Below are 17,152 nucleotides of genomic sequence, written 5' to 3'. Positions count from 1 at the left end.
TGTTTGGTCAATCTGCCTGTTTCACTTGGATTCTAGGAATCCAGCTAACGAAAAAAAATCAACTAGAAAAGGATAATGACTATGTCACGCCAAACACCGTCACTCTCATTTGAAGTGTTCCCTCCCAACCCAGCCGTGGGTAATGATAACATTATTTCTGCTCTTCAAGATATGCAGGAGTTGGCTCCCCACTTTATCAGTGTGACTGCCAGCAATAATAAATTTAATATCAAGGAAACGACGGTTCGTTTGGCTGACTTTATCCAAAATGACTTGGCGATTCCGACTATTGCTCACTTGCCAGCCATCTATTTGACTAAGGACAAGGTGGCTGAAACTATTGCTGACTTGGACAAGGTTGGGGTGCAGAAAATCTTGGCTCTTCGAGGGGATATTATTCCAGACGTGGAACCTCAAAAGGATTTCCGCTATGCAACCGACTTGATTGAGTTCATCAAGGAACAAGCCCCTCACTTTGATATTGTTGGTGCTTGCTATCCAGAAGGGCATCCAGATTCACCAAATCAGATTTCAGATATCCAAAACCTTAAGAAGAAAGTAGATGCAGGCTGTTCGAGTCTCGTAACTCAGCTTTTCTTTGACAATGAGCGCTTCTATGATTTCCAAGACAAGTGCATCTTGGCTGGGATTGATGTTCCCATTCATGCGGGGATTATGCCAATTCTGAATCGAAACCAGGCTCTCCGTCTATTGAAGACTTGTGAGAATATCCATCTTCCACGCAAATTTAAAGCCATCTTAGATAAGTATGAGCATGACCCTGAGTCGCTCAGAGCAGCAGGACTTGCCTATGCAGTGGACCAAATCGTGGACTTGGTAACTCAGGATGTGGCTGGTGTGCATCTCTACACCATGAACAATGCCGAAACAGCAAAATACATCCACCAAGCAACCCATGCCTTATTTAATCATCAGTCTCTAGGATAATAAAAAGCAAACCATTCTTCTCAAGTGAGGGGAATGGTTCCTTTTTAATGGTAAAGACCGCACTTTTTAAGAAAAATATGATAAAATAGACTCTGTACGTACTTGATACAAAGATGAGGGTATTAAATAATACAATGCATTCAAACTGCAAGGTTTAGCGACACGAGCGAGTCAAATCGATGTTATTTGACGAGGGAGTTAGTAAAGCATTTAGCTAATTGCATGATAGCGAATAGCGTGAAAGGTATTAGATACTTTAGCATCAAACCTTTCTAATGACTAATGGCAGGAAAGAGCGACACGAGCGAGTCAAATCGATATTATTTGACGAGAGAGTTAGTAAAGCATTTAGCTAATCGCCCGATAGCGATTAGCGTGAAAGGCTTAGATGCTTTAGCATCAAACCTTTCTAATGACTAATGGCAGGAAAGAGCGACACGAGCGAGTCAAATCGATATTATTTGACGAGAGAGTTAGTAAAGCATTTAGCTAATCGCATGATAGCGATTAGCGTGAAAGGCTTAGATGCTTTAGCATCAAACCTTTCTAATGATTTGTATCTTGAGAATTGAACTCGGCCGAAAAGCTGTGTAAAAAAGATAAACTGTCTTGTCTTCATCGAAGACTTCGTCAGTTTCCTATTTTTACTTTGCTTTTGACGCCCTTAGTATCTTGATTTTTGTAGGCAAGGCGTATAATTTCATCAATCCAAAGGGGATTAAAATGACAAAACAAGTGTTTCAAACGACTTTTGCGGGTCGTGAGTTAATTGTAGAGACTGGTCAGGTTGCTAAGCAGGCAAATGGCTCTGTTGTCGTGCGTTACGGTGAGTCAACTGTCTTGACTGCTGCCGTTATGTCTAAGAAGATGGCAACTGGGGATTTCTTCCCACTCCAAGTCAACTACGAAGAAAAAATGTATGCAGCTGGGAAGTTTCCTGGTGGCTTTATGAAACGTGAAGGACGTCCTTCAACAGATGCTACTTTGACAGCGCGTTTGATTGACCGTCCAATCCGTCCTATGTTTGCGGAAGGTTTCCGTAATGAAGTGCAAGTGATTAACACTGTCCTTTCTTATGATGAAAATGCATCTGCACCAATGGCTGCTATGTTTGGTTCATCCTTGGCGCTTTCTATTTCAGATATTCCATTTGATGGACCAATCGCTGGGGTACAAGTGGGCTATGTAGATGGTCAAATCATCATCAACCCAAGTCAAGAACAAGCAGAGCAATCGCTTCTTGAATTGACAGTAGCAGGTACCAAGCACGCTATCAACATGGTTGAGTCTGGTGCTAAAGAATTGTCAGAAGAAATCATGTTGGAAGCCCTTCTTAAAGGGCACGAAGCGGTCAAAGAATTGATTGCCTTCCAAGAAGAAATCGTTGCTGCTGTTGGTAAAGAAAAAGCAGAAGTAGAATTGCTTCATGTGGATGCTGACTTGCAAGCTGAAATCATTGCAGCCTGCAACAGTGACCTCCAAAAAGCAGTTCAAGTAGAAGAAAAATTGGCTCGTGAAGCGGCAACTCAAGCAGTTAAGGACCAAGTTACTGCTGTTTACGAAGAAAAATATGCGGACCACGAAGAATTTGACCGTATCATGCGTGATGTGGCTGAAATCTTGGAACAAATGGAACACGCTGAAGTGCGCCGCTTGATTACAGAAGACAAGGTGCGTCCTGACGGCCGTAAGGTCGATGAAATCCGTCCTTTGGATGCGGTTGTTGACTTCCTTCCTCGTGTGCACGGTTCTGGTCTCTTCACTCGTGGACAAACTCAGGCTCTTTCAGTTTTGACTTTGGCCCCAATGGGAGAAACTCAAATCATTGATGGTTTGGATCCAGAGTATAAGAAACGCTTTATGCACCACTATAACTTCCCTCAATACTCTGTTGGGGAAACTGGTCGTTATGGTGCACCTGGTCGTCGTGAAATCGGTCACGGTGCTCTTGGAGAGCGTGCCCTTGCTCAAGTCTTGCCAAGTTTGGAAGAATTCCCATACGCTATCCGTTTAGTAGCAGAAGTTTTGGAATCAAACGGTTCTTCATCTCAAGCCTCTATCTGTGCAGGAACGCTTGCTCTTATGGCTGGTGGTGTGCCAATCAAGGCGCCAGTAGCTGGTATTGCAATGGGACTTATCTCAGATGGAAATAATTACACAGTCTTGACAGATATCCAAGGTTTGGAAGACCACTTTGGAGATATGGACTTTAAGGTTGCAGGTACTCGTGACGGTATTACAGCCCTTCAAATGGATATCAAGATTCAAGGGATCACTGCAGAAATCTTGACTGAAGCCCTTGCCCAAGCCAAGAAAGCGCGTTTTGAAATCCTTGATGTGATTGAAGCAACCATTCCAGAAGTTCGTCCAGAATTGGCTCCAACTGCTCCGAAAATTGATACCATCAAGATTGATGTGGACAAGATCAAGATTGTCATCGGTAAGGGTGGAGAAACCATCGACAAGATTATCGCTGAAACAGGCGTTAAGATCGATATCGACGAAGAAGGAAATGTGTCTATCTACTCTAGTGACCAAGATGCTATTAACCGTACTAAAGAAATTATTGCTGGCTTGGTCCGTGAAGCTAAGGTGGACGAAGTTTACCGTGCTAAAGTCGTTCGTATCGAGAAATTTGGTGCCTTTGTCAACCTCTTTGATAAGACAGATGCCCTTGTTCATATCTCGGAGATGGCTTGGACGCGTACCAATAATGTCGAAGACTTGGTAGCAATCGGAGACGAAGTTGATGTTAAGGTTATCAAGATTGATGAAAAAGGACGTGTGGATGCTTCTATGAAAGCTCTTCTTCCTCGTCCTCCAAAACCTGAACGTGATGAAAAAGGCGAAAAGTCTGAGAGACCTCATCGCCCACGTCATCACAAGGACCACAAACCTAAGAAAGAATTTACAGAAACACCAAAAGATTCAGAATAAGAAAAGGAGAAATGTATGGGATGGTGGCGCGAAACCATTGATATCGTAAAAGAGAATGATCCAGCGGCCCGCACCACTTTGGAGGTTTTGCTGACTTATCCAGGTGTCAAGGCCTTGGCGGCCCACCGTCTCTCGCATTTTCTCTGGAAGCATGGCTTCAAACTCCTGGCTCGTATGCACAGTCAGTTCTGGCGCTTTTGGACTCAGATTGAGATTCATCCAGGTGCCCAGATTGATTCAGGTGTCTTTATCGACCACGGTTCTGGTCTGGTGATTGGAGAGACAGCTATCGTTGAGACGGGAGTTCTCCTCTATCATGGGGTGACTCTTGGGGGAACAGGGAAAGACTGTGGCAAACGCCATCCTACCGTTCGCAAAGGAGCGCTTATATCTGCCCATGCCCAAGTTATTGGTCCTGTAGAAATTGGTGCAAATGCCAAGGTCGGTGCTGCAGCAGTAGTTGTTGCAGATGTACCTAGTGATGTGACGGTTGTCGGTATTCCGGCCAAGATTGTCCGAGTTCATGGACAGAAGGACGAACCGACGATCCACGAAGTCGAAGAAAAACGAGAGTACTACGTCAATAAACTCGAGCAGGCTAAAGAAGCCAGTCACAGATCGTCTGGTTTGTAGAGGGTACCTATATGATTCAAGCAAGAAACAAGTTAAGCCAAGAGGAGCTATCTGAGGCGAAAAAACTAATTAACTGTTGCCAAAACTATGATGGTACCTATCGTGATCCCTATCTCTCTAACATGCTTAATTTTGACCCAAACATGCCCGCCTTTTTCCTTTATTATGAAAAAGGCGAACTTGTTGGTTTATTAACTGTCTATGCAGATGACCAAGATGTGGAAGTGACGATACTGGTTCATCCAGATCATCGCCGTCAGGGAATTGCGCGGGCTTTGTATAGAAGTTTTGAGAAAGAAGCAGCATCTTATCCAATTGAGTCTGTGACTTTTCAGACAGAGCGTGTTTTTCTAGACCGCCATCCTGATTTTGTTAGCAACTGGGGATTGGTCGAGGATGAAGAGACAGAAACTTGGTTAGGTAAGGATAGAAGACCTTATCCGTTAGCAAAGGTTTCTAATCTTGAAGTTTTGTTAGCAGATAGTTCGTATCAGGAGCAAATCAGTCAGTTAAAATTTCAGGCATTCTCAGAAGAGCATGAATCTAGAGAGATTGTGGATAGATATGTCGCTGAAGCTCTGAAGGATCCAGAAAGTCGCTTATATATTTTGTTAAAAGACGATCAGGTCATTGGGACTTGTACAGTTGATTTATCGAGCGATACGAATTACTTCTACGGTTTAGCAATATCGGAACCTGAACGTGGAAAAGGCTATGGAAACTATTTAGCAAAATCCCTTGTCAACCAACTAATTGAGCAAAATGATAAGGAATTTCAGATTGCCGTGGAAGATAGCAATGTAGGTGCCAAACGCTTGTATGAAAAAATTGGCTTTGTCAAACAGACTCAGGTGGTCTATCTGAATGAGAAAGGAGCAAGGGATTCCGAAGTGTAGAGATATTCGGACTGAAATTCAATTGAACTTTTAGTGATGAAACTAACAGTTCTTGGATTTTAGCTTTCCTGATTATGATTTATGATTAAAATCTATGACACCTTGAGTGGGAAGTAGACAGGAGAGGCGCTTGAATGTTTAAGAATGAACCGTTCTGTTGCAGATTGGAATTGCTGTTGTCTGGCTTATTTTTCTTGTCCAGCAAGGATTTTGCTGAATACTTTGATTAGTTTAGGTCTAATCATCTGGGTCTATCCCGCTAAGTGAAGGCGAAGCAGAACTAGAAAGGAAACTACAAGAATGGCAGTATATTTTTACGGCTGTATCACCATGGATGGCTACTTGGCAGACAGCCAGCACAGGATAGACTGGCTGCATCAGCTTGGTTCTGTAGAGGATACAGGCTATGATGACTTTTACAGGCAAATGGATATCACCATCATGGGCAAGCGGACCTTTGAGGAAATCCAAGATTTGCAAGATGTAGAAAGTTTTTATCAAGCTACGGAAAACTATGTCTTTACGCATGATAGGCAGCTGCCTGTCAGCAATTACCAGCCAGTAGCTGGGGATGTGGTGGACTTTGTTCACCAGATTGACAAAGGCAAAAATGTCTTTGTGATTGGTGGTAATTCCTTAGTAGGACCGCTCTTGGATGCGGATCTTTTCGACCACCTCATTATTCAGATAGCGCCCCTTATCCTAGGAAAGGGGGTTCCCCTCTTTACCCAAGAGGAAGGGCAGCACTTTTACCAACTGGATAGCCTCAGACAATTTGGTCCTTTTGCAGAGCTGGTTTTCAGCCGAAAAAGTCAGAAATAGAGAAGGGAGTGGACCGCATGATTAAAATTTACGACACCATGTCTCGTGATTTGCGAGAATTTGTCCCAATCGAGGACGGCAAAGTCAAGATGTATGTTTGTGGGCCAACCGTGTATAACTATATCCACGTAGGGAATGCCCGTTCAACGGTGGCTTTTGATACCATTCGTCGCTATTTTGAGTATCGTGGGTACGAAGTTGCCTATATTTCTAATTTCACGGATGTGGATGATAAGATTATCAACCGTGCCAAGGAAGAAGGTATCACGCCTCAGGAGGTTGCGGACAAGTACATCGCTGCCTTTCGTGAGGATGTGACGGCCTTGGGCGTCAAACCTGCGACTCGCCATCCTCGTGTGGTGGAATTTATGATTGACATCATCCGTTTTGTGGAAGAGTTGATTGAAAAAGGTTTTGCCTATGAGAGCCAAGGGGATGTTTACTTCCGTGTGGAAAAATCCCACAACTATGCTAAATTAGCAAATAAAACCTTGGAAGATTTGGAGCTAGGTGCTTCAGGTCGTACCGATGAAGAAACGGCTCGTAAGGAAAATCCTGTAGACTTTGCCCTCTGGAAAGCTGCCAAGCCAGGCGAGATTTCTTGGGATAGTCCTTGGGGACCTGGTCGTCCAGGCTGGCACATCGAGTGTTCGGTCATGTCAACAGAGATTTTGGGCGATACCATTGATATCCACGGTGGTGGAGCCGACCTAGAGTTTCCACACCACACCAATGAAATTGCTCAGTCAGAATCCAAAACAGGCAAGACCTTTGCCAACTACTGGATGCACAATGGCTTTGTCAATATCGATAATGTCAAGATGTCCAAGTCCTTGGGTAACTTTATTACTGTACATGATGCTCTTAAAACTCTCGATGGGCAAGTGCTTCGTTTCTTCTTTGCGACTCAACACTATCGCAAGCCTATCAACTTTACAGAAAAGGCAGTGCGGGATGCGGAGACCAATCTCAAGTATCTGAAGAATACTTATGAGCAACCATTTACAGGAGATGTGGACGCCCAAGAGTTACAAGCCTTTAAAGATAAGTTTGTAGTGGCAATGGATGAGGATTTTAACGCTGCCAACGGTATCACAGTAGTCTTTGAAATGGCCAAATGGATCAATTCTGGCAACTATGATGCAAGCGTCAAGCAAGCTTTTACGGATATGTTAGAAGTCTTTGGAATTGTCTTTATTGAGGAAGTTTTGGATGCAGAGATTGAAGACTTGATCCAAAAACGCCAAGAAGCGCGTGCCAATCGTGACTTTGCGACAGCGGACCAGATCCGTGACCAATTGGCTACTCAAGGGATTAAGCTCCTTGACACCAAAGATGGAGTGAGGTGGACACGTGATTGATGTCAATCTCATTAACGGGATTGCGTTAGCTTTTGAAGGAGATGCGGTGTATTCTATGTATATTCGCCGTCACCTCATTTTAAAAGGTATGACCAAACCCAATAAACTCCACCAAGAAGCGACCAAGTATGTCTCAGCCAAGGCTCAGGCTCGCCTGATTTCCCTCATGTTGGAGGAGCAAGTCCTGACGGAAAAAGAAGAAAAAATCTACAAACGTGGTCGCAATACCAATAGTCACACCAAGGCCAAAAATGCTGATGTAGTGACTTACCGTATGTCCACAGGTTTTGAAGCAGTCATGGGCTATCTCCATATGACTGATAATCTAGAACGTCTTGAGAGCTTGATTTCGTGGTGCATCCAAAAAGTGGAGGGCTAGGACATGATAGCAAAAGAACTACAAGACTGGTTTCCTGAGGCTCAGATTTCAGACCAACCAGTAAAGAGAGAGGGCTATCTTACTCTCCCTTTAGCTTCTCAGCAGTGGATTTTGCTAGAGGAAACTGGGCTCAGTGAGCGTGAAAAGCAGTTAGTTGCCCTTTTGACCCAGCAGGAGCAGGCTCGTTCACTCAATCCTTGGTATTCTTATCTGGTTGAGGGCAAGGGACAGGCACCGCAAGCTTTTAAAAAGATTCAGTTGGTTTATTGCCATCTTTCCTATTTTCAGCAGGAAAATCTAGCTTCTTGGCTAGATATGATGCGCACCCTATTTCCTAACTGTCAAACGGTGCTTCAGGTCGGAGCTCAGGATTATGTTTTCGTGCTTCAGCAAGACAAATACACCTCTGTACGAGCTATTTTAAGTGATACGATTGAAGCGGTTGAGTATGACTTTGGATTGCGTCTCTCTATCATGTTAGGCCAGGTTTGGTCTCAGACGGTGCACCAAGCCCTATCCGATTTGATTAAAGCAGAGCGGAATTTATTTAAGACTTGGTGGCGTCAGGGTCACCAAGGTGTTCATACCTTTTCGCAACTCTATCTTTGGAGTATGGGAGAAAGACTCGTGGACTTGAAGGCAATCAAGGAATATCTACACCAGATGATTTTGGATCAAGATCAGATTCAGGAAATCATTCTCTCTCTTTGGGAAAATAGTGCTGTTCTCACTAAAACAGCCCAGCAACTCTATCTGCACCGCAATTCTCTCCAATACAAGATTGATAAGTGGGAAGAATTGACAGGGCTTCAGTTGAAGGAATTGACAGACCTTACTCTGTGTTATCAATTGATTTTACCAGATATTCTCTAAAGTTTTGTGCAAGTTGCACAGAACTTTTTTATTTTTTTGGTCACCTTGCCATAGAAAAATAAAGCGTTTTCATCTATAATGAAACTATCAAAATACAAAAGGAGTTCACCTTATGGTAGAATTGAATCTTAAAAACATTTACAAAAAATATCCAAACAGCGAACACTATTCAGTTGAAGACTTCAACTTGGACATCAAAGACAAAGAATTTATCGTTTTCGTAGGTCCTTCAGGATGTGGTAAATCAACAACTCTTCGTATGATTGCAGGTCTTGAGGATATTACAGAAGGAACTGCATCTATCGATGGCGTGGTTGTCAACGACGTAGCTCCAAAAGACCGTGACATCGCCATGGTATTCCAAAACTACGCTCTTTACCCACACATGACTGTTTATGACAACATGGCTTTCGGTTTGAAATTGCGTAAATACAGCAAAGAAGACATCGACAAACGTGTGCAAGAAGCAGCTGAAATCCTTGGATTGAAAGAATTCTTAGAACGTAAACCTGCTGACCTTTCAGGTGGTCAACGTCAACGTGTTGCCATGGGTCGTGCGATTGTCCGTGATGCAAAAGTATTCTTGATGGACGAACCTTTGTCAAACTTGGATGCAAAACTTCGTGTATCAATGCGTGCTGAAATCGCTAAAATCCACCGTCGTATCGGAGCTACAACTATCTACGTAACTCACGACCAAACAGAAGCGATGACACTTGCAGACCGTATCGTTATCATGTCAGCAACTAAGAACCCTGCTGGTACAGGTACTATCGGACGTGTAGAACAAATCGGTTCTCCTCAAGAAGTTTACAAAAACCCAGTTAACAAATTCGTTGCAGGATTCATCGGAAGTCCAGCAATGAACTTCATCAATGTGAAATTGGTTGGTAGCGAAATTGTTTCAGACGGTTTCCGTTTGAAAGTTCCAGAAGGTGCTTTGAAAGTTCTTCGTGAAAAAGGCTACGAAGGTAAAGAATTGATCTTCGGTATCCGTCCAGAAGATGTGAATGCAGAGGAAGCATTTCTTGAAACATTCCCAGAATCAGTTGTAAAAGCGACTATCTCTGTATCAGAATTGCTTGGTTCAGAATCTCATCTATACTGCCAAGTTGGTAAAGATGAATTCGTTGCTAAAGTTGATGCTCGTGACTACTTGCAAACAGGCGCAACAGTTGAACTTGGATTTGACTTGAACAAAGCCCACTTCTTCGATGTAGAAACTGAAAGAACAGTTTACTAAGATAAATGAAACTCAAAACACTGCTAGAGAAATCTGGCAGTGTTTTTTGAAATGTGGATTGATTGAGAGGGAATTTTCTAGTTTTCATATTCTTAAAAAAGTGATAAAATGGTAGGAAGAATTGGAGAGTAGAGATGCCGAAAGAAGTGAATTTGACGGGCGATGAGGTTGTCGCTTTAACGCAAAAATATTTATCAAAAGAAGATGTTGCTTTTGTCCATAAGGCCTTAGTCTATGCTGTTGAATGCCACAGTGGCCAGTATAGGAAATCTGGCGAACCTTACATTATTCACCCTATCCAAGTGGCAGGGATTTTAGCCAAACTTAAGCTAGATGCCGTAACGGTTGCTTGTGGTTTCTTGCATGATGTGGTAGAAGATACAGATGCGACCTTGGATGATTTGGAGAGAGAGTTTGGCCCTGATGTGCGGGTAATCGTCGATGGGGTTACCAAACTTGGTAAGGTCGAGTACAAATCGATCGAGGAGCAATTGGCGGAAAATCATCGTAAGATGCTCATGGCCATGTCTGAGGACATCCGTGTTATCTTGGTCAAACTGTCTGACCGCTTGCACAATATGCGGACCCTGAAACACCTTCGAAAAGACAAGCAGGAGCGCATTTCCAAAGAAACCATGGAAATCTATGCTCCACTTGCCCATCGTTTGGGGATTTCCAGTGTCAAATGGGAGTTGGAAGACCTATCTTTCCGTTATCTAAATCCAACGGAGTTTTACAAGATTACCCATATGATGAAGGAAAAGCGCAGAGAGCGTGAGGCCTTGGTGGATGAAGTAGTCACAAAATTAGAAAACTATACGACGGATCGTCACTTGAAAGGGAAGATTTATGGTCGTCCCAAACATATTTACTCGATTTTCCGCAAAATGCAGGATAAGAGAAAACGTTTTGAGGAAATCTATGATTTGATTGCTATTCGTTGTATTTTGGATACCCAAAGTGATGTTTATGCCATGCTTGGTTATGTGCATGAGCTTTGGAAACCGATGCCAGGTCGATTTAAAGACTATATTGCTAATCGTAAGGCTAATGGTTACCAGTCTATCCATACGACTGTTTATGGGCCAAAAGGACCGATTGAATTCCAGATTCGAACCAAGGCCATGCATGAGGTGGCTGAGTACGGGGTTGCGGCTCACTGGGCTTATAAGAAAGGTATTAAGGGGCAGGTTAACAGCAAGGAATCAGCTATTGGGATGAACTGGATCAAGGAGATGATGGAGCTCCAAGACCAGGCTGATGATGCTAAGGAATTTGTCGATTCAGTTAAGGAAAACTATCTGGCTGAGGAAATTTACGTCTTTACCCCAGATGGAGCTGTCCGTTCACTTCCAAAAGATTCAGGACCGATTGACTTTGCCTATGAAATCCATACAAAAGTCGGGGAAAAAGCAACTGGTGCCAAGGTCAATGGCCGTATGGTTCCACTGACAACCAAGCTCAAGACAGGGGATCAGGTTGAAATTGTCACCAACCCTAACTCCTTTGGGCCAAGCCGTGATTGGCTCAATATGGTCAAGACCAGCAAGGCGCGCAACAAGATTCGTCAGTTCTTTAAAAACCAAGATAAGGAATTGTCTGTCAACAAGGGTCGTGAAATGCTGATGGCCCAGTTTCAAGAAAATGGCTATGTGGCCAATAAATTCATGGACAAGCGTCACATGGACCAAGTTCTGCAAAAGACTAGCTACAAGACAGAAGAATCCCTCTTTGCCGCCATTGGTTTTGGAGAAATCGGTGCGATTACTGTCTTTAACCGTTTGACTGAAAAGGAACGCCGTGAGGAAGAGCGTGCAAAAGCCAAGGCTGAAGCAGAAGAACTTGTCAAAGGTGGCGAAGTCAAGGTTGAAAACAAAGAAACCCTAAAGGTCAAGCATGAGGGTGGTGTGGTCATTGAAGGTGCCTCAGGTCTCCTAGTGCGGATTGCCAAGTGTTGTAATCCCGTGCCTGGTGATGATATTGTTGGCTACATTACCAAGGGTCGTGGTGTGGCTATTCACCGTGTGGACTGTATGAACCTGCGCGCCCAAGAAAACTACGAGCAACGTCTCCTTGATGTGGAATGGGAAGACCAGTATTCAAACTCAAATAAGGAGTATATGGCCCATATTGATATCTATGGCCTCAACCGTACAGGACTGTTGAACGATGTACTGCAAGTTCTTTCAAACACAACCAAGAATATCTCAACAGTCAACGCCCAACCAACCAAGGATATGAAATTTGCTAATATCCATGTATCCTTTGGCATTGCCAACCTCTCTACACTGACCACGGTTGTGGACAAGATTAAGAGTGTGCCAGAAGTTTACTCTGTCAAACGGACCAACGGCTAATTGGCCTAGCTCTTACTAGAAAGGCTATTATGAAAATCATTATTCAACGGGTTACAAAAGCCCAAGTGAGTATCGAAGGTCAGGTTCAGGGAAAAATCAATCAGGGACTCTTATTGCTGGTTGGTGTTGGACCAGAGGACCAAGAGGAAGATTTGGATTATGCCGTGAGAAAACTGGTCAATATGCGGATTTTTTCAGACGTAGAAGGCAAGATGAACCTGTCTGTCAAAGATATTGAAGGAGAAATCCTCTCTATTTCTCAGTTTACCCTCTTTGCGGATACTAAGAAAGGCAATCGTCCAGCCTTTACAGGTGCGGCCAAGCCGGATATGGCATCAGACTTCTATGATGCTTTCAATCAAAAATTAGCGCAAGAAGTGCCCGTTCAGATAGGCATTTTTGGAGCGGATATGCAGGTTGAGCTGGTCAATGACGGACCTGTTACCATTATCCTTGATACTAAAAATAGATAAGAAAGACCAAGCCCAGCAGGCTTGGTTTTTCTCATCTATTACAAAATACTCCAAAATGAAATCGGTTCCTGATAGGCTTTTGGAAAGTATCTTTTCAGGATTTGGCAAGTGCGATAGGAAGGGATGAGATGTCCTAGGATGAGGAGAGTGCCCTGAAGGAAAAGTGGGAAACCACTTAAACATATCAAGAAGAGAATCATCAGGCTATCCCATAGAAGGATTTGTAAGGCAAAACGCCAGAATCTCGGTCTAATCTGGGAATAGAGTTGACTAAAGTGGTCACAAAGTTGGTTAGAAAGATAAGTAAGTAGTACAGGATGAAAGAAAATAATACTCTTCGAAAATCTCTTCAAACCACGTCAGCGTCGCCTTACCGTACTCAAGTACAGCTTGCGGCTAGCTTCCTAGTTTACTCTTTGATTTTCATTGAGTATAAGCCAACCACTATAAATCAAAATCCAATCCCAAGTGAGTCTCTCTTTAAATGTCAAAAATGCCAGCATGATTCCATCAATGACAAGGAGTTGAATGGTTTTGGTGTAGATGATTTTTCCATGCCAAAACCTCCTTTTCCTTAGAGACACTCCCATAAAGAGACGTGTTTATCGTAAAAGTCTGGATAGTTTTCTCTTAGGTAGTCAGCTGTCATATAATATAAAGTAGAATGACAAGCAGTGATGATTGGCATAAGAGAGGGAAAACGCTGAGAACTAACGAAGGTTAAAAGGACAAAAAATAGAAAATCAATGGAGAGAACCCCTAAATAGTAGAAGCGAATCTTTTTATTGATTTGAGGATAAATCTCAGCGAATTGATGTTTGAGTCGGACGACCAAGCGAAATAGTAGTAGACTCTGAGCAAGGAGGAAAATAAAACCAGAGAGCAAGAGCCACTCCAAAGATGTCTCGGGTCTTTTGCTAAAAAATGCCAATAGTAGCAAATCAATAACTGCAATTGTTGTAAAATGGAGTCTAAAGAGTTTTTTCATAAGATGACCTCCCTCTTTTATCTAGCTTCATTCTACTCCAAAAGAATGGGAGTTACAACTAAAATGATAAAAATTTTAGTAAGGAGATTCTGTTAGATTTCTTTATTTGATTTCCCTCTTATTGTTCCACCTCTTCATCATTCCAGACAAATAAAGCTCCGATTGCATTGAGGATATAAAAGATGTATTTTCCGATATTGGCAAAATTTCCTTGAATACCAGCTTTTGTCAGCTGAACAAAATTGTAAATCAACCAAAAGCCCCACTGAGTTGTTAGTTTCAATGCGTTAAAAGCATTGGCAATGAGGGACAGTGCAAAGGCAATAGTTGTTACGTAGGCAAGGAGATTCATCTTTCCTTCATAGCCGATATAGTTGGTCACAAAGGCAAAGAGGAAGGCGATGATGGAAATGATCATGGCTGCCAATTTTACCTGTTTTTGGCTCATTTGGTTGGGTCTGCCTTCTTGCGAAGCTTCCCATTTCTTAATAGCAAAGGTATAAATGAGGAAGGTGACAGGATAGGTGATAATGGCCGCCTTATTTCCAAGGATATAGTCAATGGTACCAGATAAAATGGTATTAACAATGCCAAAGTAATTTCCCCATTTGCTTAATTTTCCCGTGAAACGAGTGGACAACATGGAAATCCCAACGTTGGTTACGGAAATCAATCCAAAAGGAACAAGGGCAGTCCAGGGGCCCCAATCTACGAATTTATCGAGACGAGAGTTTAGGTAACCAGATGCAATCGCAATCCCAACGACCAAAGCAACCCCGAAGAGGTCAAACCATTTGGATGTTGCAAAAATTTTTAGCGATTTTTTCATATATTAAGATATCTTTCTTTTTTTAACAAATATTATACAACTAAATGAAAGTAAAATCAAATGATAGAAATAAAACCCTGAAAATAAAATTTTCAGGGGTGGTTGGGGTATTTGAGAAATTAGTCGATTTTCTCGACATAGAGTTGTTTGGCAATGTCCATACCTACTTGTAAATCCTCGTTTTTACTGAGGATAGTGAAAGTATTGCTGAAGCCATCAAACTGCTGGACTTGGAGATGATCACCGATGTGAAGCGAGTGCTTATCCAAATAATTGAGAATCTCAAAACTATCATGCACCCGAGTCAGGAGGTAGGAGCCAGCTTCCTTGATGTCAGCTAGTGGCAGGTTATTAATTTCAACTAGGAGTTCTCCCTTGGCAGGAATAGTTCCTCCGTGAGGGCAGGTCTTGGGAAATCCAAGCAATTTTTCTAGTCTCTCCACGAATAGCTCAGAGACAGTATGTTCCAAGACCTCAGCTTCCTCGTGAATCTGGTCACTCGTATAGTCTAAATGATGGACTAGAAAAACTTCAATCAAGCGATGCTTACGGTAGAGCTCTGAGACCAGTTTGAGTCCAATGTCCGTCAGTAGATAGCCACATTCCTTGTCCTTAAGGATGAGATTTTCGCTCTTCATCCGTTTAATCATTTCAGTTACGGCAGGGGGAGAGACTTGCATACGAGCCGCAATTTCCTTGTTGGTAATCTTATGCAAATCTATGCCAATTTCATAAATACATTTTAGGTAATCTTCTTTATTCGGGGTCATTCGTTTCCTCTTGTCTAATATCTTTATCTAGTATATCAAAAAAAGCTAGATTTCTCTAGCTATCTGCCATGATGGCTTCTAATTTAGTTCTTTAGCAGCTGCAATTGCGGCTTCGAAGTTTGGCTCAGAATTGATATTGTCCACATATTCAACGTAGCGAATAGTATTGTCAGTGTCGAGGACAAAGACTGCGCGTGCCAATAGGTGCCACTCATTGATTAAGAGGGCATAATCACGTCCAAAGGACTGGTCGAAATAGTCCGAGAGCATGATGGCATTTTCAATACCTTCAGCACCACACCAACGTTTTTGGGCAAAAGGGAGATCCATAGAAACAGTCAAGACAACCGTATTATTCAGTCCAGCCAGTTCTTCATTAAAACGACGCGTTTGAGTTGAGCAGATGCCTGTATCGATAGAAGGCACGACACTCAAGACTTTTTTCTTGCCATCAAAATCAGCCAGAGATTTTTTAGACAGGTCTGTTGTAGTGAGTGAAAAATCAAGTGCCTTGTCGCCGACTTGTAGTTGTTTACCTGTAAAGCTCACAGGATTTCCGAGAAAAGTTACCATAAGATACTCCAATCTTTTTTCTTCCATTTTAGCTGAAACAGTCAGAATTTTCCAATGATTTGACTGAAAATGTGTGCATAGAAAAAACGCCAATTCGGAAGAATGACGTTTTTCAGAGGATTATTTTGCCAATCCTTCAGCAATCTTATCAAGGTTGTATTTCATCATGTTGTAGTAGCTGTCGCCTTCTTTACCTTGTTCTGCGATAGAGTCAGTAAAGATTTGTGCGTAGATTGGGATGTTTGTGTCTTGTGAAACAGTCTTCATTGGACGGTCATCCACACTTGATTCTACAAAGAGTGATGGAACTTTTGTTTGGCGAAGTTTTTCAACCAAGGTCTTGATTTGTTCAGGTGTTCCTTCTTCTTCAGTATTGATTTCCCAGATGTAGGCACTTGGGACACCATAGGCTTTAGAGAAGTATTTGAATGCTCCTTCGCTGGTTACAATGAGTTTCTTTTCAGCAGGGATGTTATTAAATTTATTCTTACTTTCTTTATCAAGTTTGTCTAACTTATCAGTATATTCTTTGAGATTTTTTTCATAGAATTCCTTGTTGTTAGGATCTTTAGCGCTCAATTGTTTGGCGATATTTTTAGCAAAGATAATTCCATTTTCAAGGTTAAGCCAAGCGTGTGGGTCTTCTTTACCTTTTTCATTTTTTCCTTCAAGGTAGATAACATCAACACCTTCACTGACTGCAAAGTAGTCTTTGTTTTCAGTCTTCTTGGCATTTTCTACCAATTTGCTAAACCAGGCATTGCCACCTGTTTCAAGGTTGATGCCGTTATAGAAAATGAGGTCAGCCTCAGAAGTTTTCTTAACATCTTCAGGGAGTGGTTCGTATTCGTGTGGGTCTTGTCCAATCGGAACGATACTGTGAAGATCAATCTTGTCACCAGCAATATTTTTAGTAATATCAGCGATGATTGAGTTTGTAGCAACAACTTTTAGTTTTTGACCAGAAGCTGCATCTTTTTTTCCGCTAGCACATGCTACAAGAGCAATAACGGAAAGAAAGAGAACGAGTAATGTACCTAATTTTTTCATTAGATCCTCCAATTTATTGG

The 17,152-nt window shown here is 42.4% G+C and carries 17 protein-coding genes and 1 pseudogene; 12 read left to right on the top strand and 6 right to left on the bottom strand.

Features of this window, described 5'->3' with window-relative positions:
• Positions 1 to 81 precede the first annotated feature (81 nt).
• From metF to dtd, 11 genes are all read left to right on the top strand, one after another.
• Positions 82 to 948, top strand: a complete 867-nt coding sequence (metF, locus tag FBF73_RS07805) for a methylenetetrahydrofolate reductase [NAD(P)H] (RefSeq protein WP_000089967.1) — start codon at positions 82 to 84, stop codon at positions 946 to 948.
• Between the two features lie 723 nt (positions 949 to 1,671).
• The gene (pnp, locus tag FBF73_RS07790) at positions 1,672 to 3,885 is read left to right on the top strand and encodes a polyribonucleotide nucleotidyltransferase (protein WP_136937445.1); all 2,214 of its coding nucleotides are present in this window, start codon (positions 1,672 to 1,674) and stop codon (positions 3,883 to 3,885) included.
• Positions 3,886 to 3,900: 15 nt separating this feature from the next.
• The gene (gene cysE, locus FBF73_RS07785; RefSeq protein WP_136937444.1) at positions 3,901 to 4,518 is read left to right on the top strand and encodes a serine O-acetyltransferase; all 618 of its coding nucleotides are present in this window, start codon (positions 3,901 to 3,903) and stop codon (positions 4,516 to 4,518) included.
• A gap of 11 nt (positions 4,519 to 4,529) precedes the next feature.
• On the top strand, positions 4,530 to 5,414 hold the full coding sequence (locus tag FBF73_RS07780; protein ID WP_136937443.1) for a GNAT family N-acetyltransferase: 885 nt from the start codon (positions 4,530 to 4,532) through the stop codon (positions 5,412 to 5,414).
• 300 nt (positions 5,415 to 5,714) lie between these two features.
• Entirely contained in the window at positions 5,715 to 6,236 is a 522-nt protein-coding gene (locus FBF73_RS07775; protein ID WP_136937442.1) for a dihydrofolate reductase family protein, read from the top strand.
• Positions 6,237 to 6,253: 17 nt separating this feature from the next.
• Entirely contained in the window at positions 6,254 to 7,597 is a 1,344-nt protein-coding gene (gene cysS, locus FBF73_RS07770; protein ID WP_136937441.1) for a cysteine--tRNA ligase, read from the top strand.
• Positions 7,590 to 7,976: a Mini-ribonuclease 3 gene (locus FBF73_RS07765; protein WP_136937440.1), complete on the top strand. Its 387-nt coding sequence runs from the start codon at positions 7,590 to 7,592 to the stop codon at positions 7,974 to 7,976. Before cysS ends, FBF73_RS07765 begins: the two co-directional genes overlap by 8 nt.
• Positions 7,977 to 7,979: 3 nt before the next feature.
• Complete coding sequence (locus FBF73_RS07760) at positions 7,980 to 8,849, top strand: helix-turn-helix domain-containing protein (RefSeq protein WP_136937439.1); 870 nt, start codon at positions 7,980 to 7,982, stop codon at positions 8,847 to 8,849.
• A gap of 112 nt (positions 8,850 to 8,961) precedes the next feature.
• Complete coding sequence (locus tag FBF73_RS07755) at positions 8,962 to 10,092, top strand: ABC transporter ATP-binding protein (protein ID WP_061590495.1); 1,131 nt, start codon at positions 8,962 to 8,964, stop codon at positions 10,090 to 10,092.
• A 134-nt stretch (positions 10,093 to 10,226) separates the two neighbouring features.
• Complete coding sequence (locus FBF73_RS07750) at positions 10,227 to 12,449, top strand: RelA/SpoT family protein (protein WP_136937438.1); 2,223 nt, start codon at positions 10,227 to 10,229, stop codon at positions 12,447 to 12,449.
• Between the two features lie 29 nt (positions 12,450 to 12,478).
• Positions 12,479 to 12,922, top strand: coding sequence for a D-aminoacyl-tRNA deacylase (gene dtd / locus FBF73_RS07745; RefSeq protein WP_124787902.1), 444 nt, complete (start codon positions 12,479 to 12,481; stop codon positions 12,920 to 12,922).
• A gap of 38 nt (positions 12,923 to 12,960) precedes the next feature.
• On the opposite strand, the pseudogene FBF73_RS10245 reads toward dtd, so the two are convergent.
• Positions 12,961 to 13,251, bottom strand: a pseudogene (locus FBF73_RS10245) (hypothetical protein); the annotation flags it as partial.
• Between FBF73_RS10245 and FBF73_RS10145 the strand changes: the two are divergent.
• Positions 13,240 to 13,500: a hypothetical protein gene (locus FBF73_RS10145; RefSeq protein WP_223336319.1), complete on the top strand. Its 261-nt coding sequence runs from the start codon at positions 13,240 to 13,242 to the stop codon at positions 13,498 to 13,500. The pseudogene FBF73_RS10245 and the gene FBF73_RS10145 sit on opposite strands and share 12 nt — an antisense overlap.
• Here FBF73_RS10145 and FBF73_RS07725 read toward each other — a convergent pair.
• From FBF73_RS07725 to psaA, 5 genes are all read right to left on the bottom strand, one after another.
• Positions 13,497 to 13,910, bottom strand: coding sequence for a hypothetical protein (locus tag FBF73_RS07725; RefSeq protein WP_124787904.1), 414 nt, complete (start codon positions 13,908 to 13,910; stop codon positions 13,497 to 13,499). The two genes, FBF73_RS10145 and FBF73_RS07725, sit on opposite strands and share 4 nt — an antisense overlap.
• A 118-nt stretch (positions 13,911 to 14,028) precedes the next feature.
• Entirely contained in the window at positions 14,029 to 14,739 is a 711-nt protein-coding gene (locus FBF73_RS07720; protein ID WP_169435198.1) for a nicotinamide mononucleotide transporter, read from the bottom strand.
• Between the two features lie 119 nt (positions 14,740 to 14,858).
• Positions 14,859 to 15,509, bottom strand: a complete 651-nt coding sequence (locus FBF73_RS07715; protein WP_136937437.1) for a metal-dependent transcriptional regulator — start codon at positions 15,507 to 15,509, stop codon at positions 14,859 to 14,861.
• 78 nt (positions 15,510 to 15,587) lie between these two features.
• A complete protein-coding gene (tpx, locus tag FBF73_RS07710; RefSeq protein ID WP_136937436.1) occupies positions 15,588 to 16,082 on the bottom strand; it encodes a thiol peroxidase in 495 nt (164 codons plus the stop codon).
• A 120-nt stretch (positions 16,083 to 16,202) separates the two neighbouring features.
• Positions 16,203 to 17,132 (bottom strand): metal ABC transporter substrate-binding lipoprotein/adhesin PsaA, encoded by a 930-nt coding sequence (psaA, locus tag FBF73_RS07705; protein ID WP_136937435.1) that lies wholly within the window; start codon positions 17,130 to 17,132, stop codon positions 16,203 to 16,205.
• Positions 17,133 to 17,152: the final 20 nt, after the last annotated feature.

Source organism: Streptococcus mitis (assembly GCF_005144795.1).
Classification (GTDB): Bacteria; Bacillota; Bacilli; order Lactobacillales; family Streptococcaceae; genus Streptococcus; species Streptococcus mitis_BB.
Note: the sequence above shows the minus strand (reverse complement) of the source record. Positions and strands in the feature narration are given on the sequence as shown.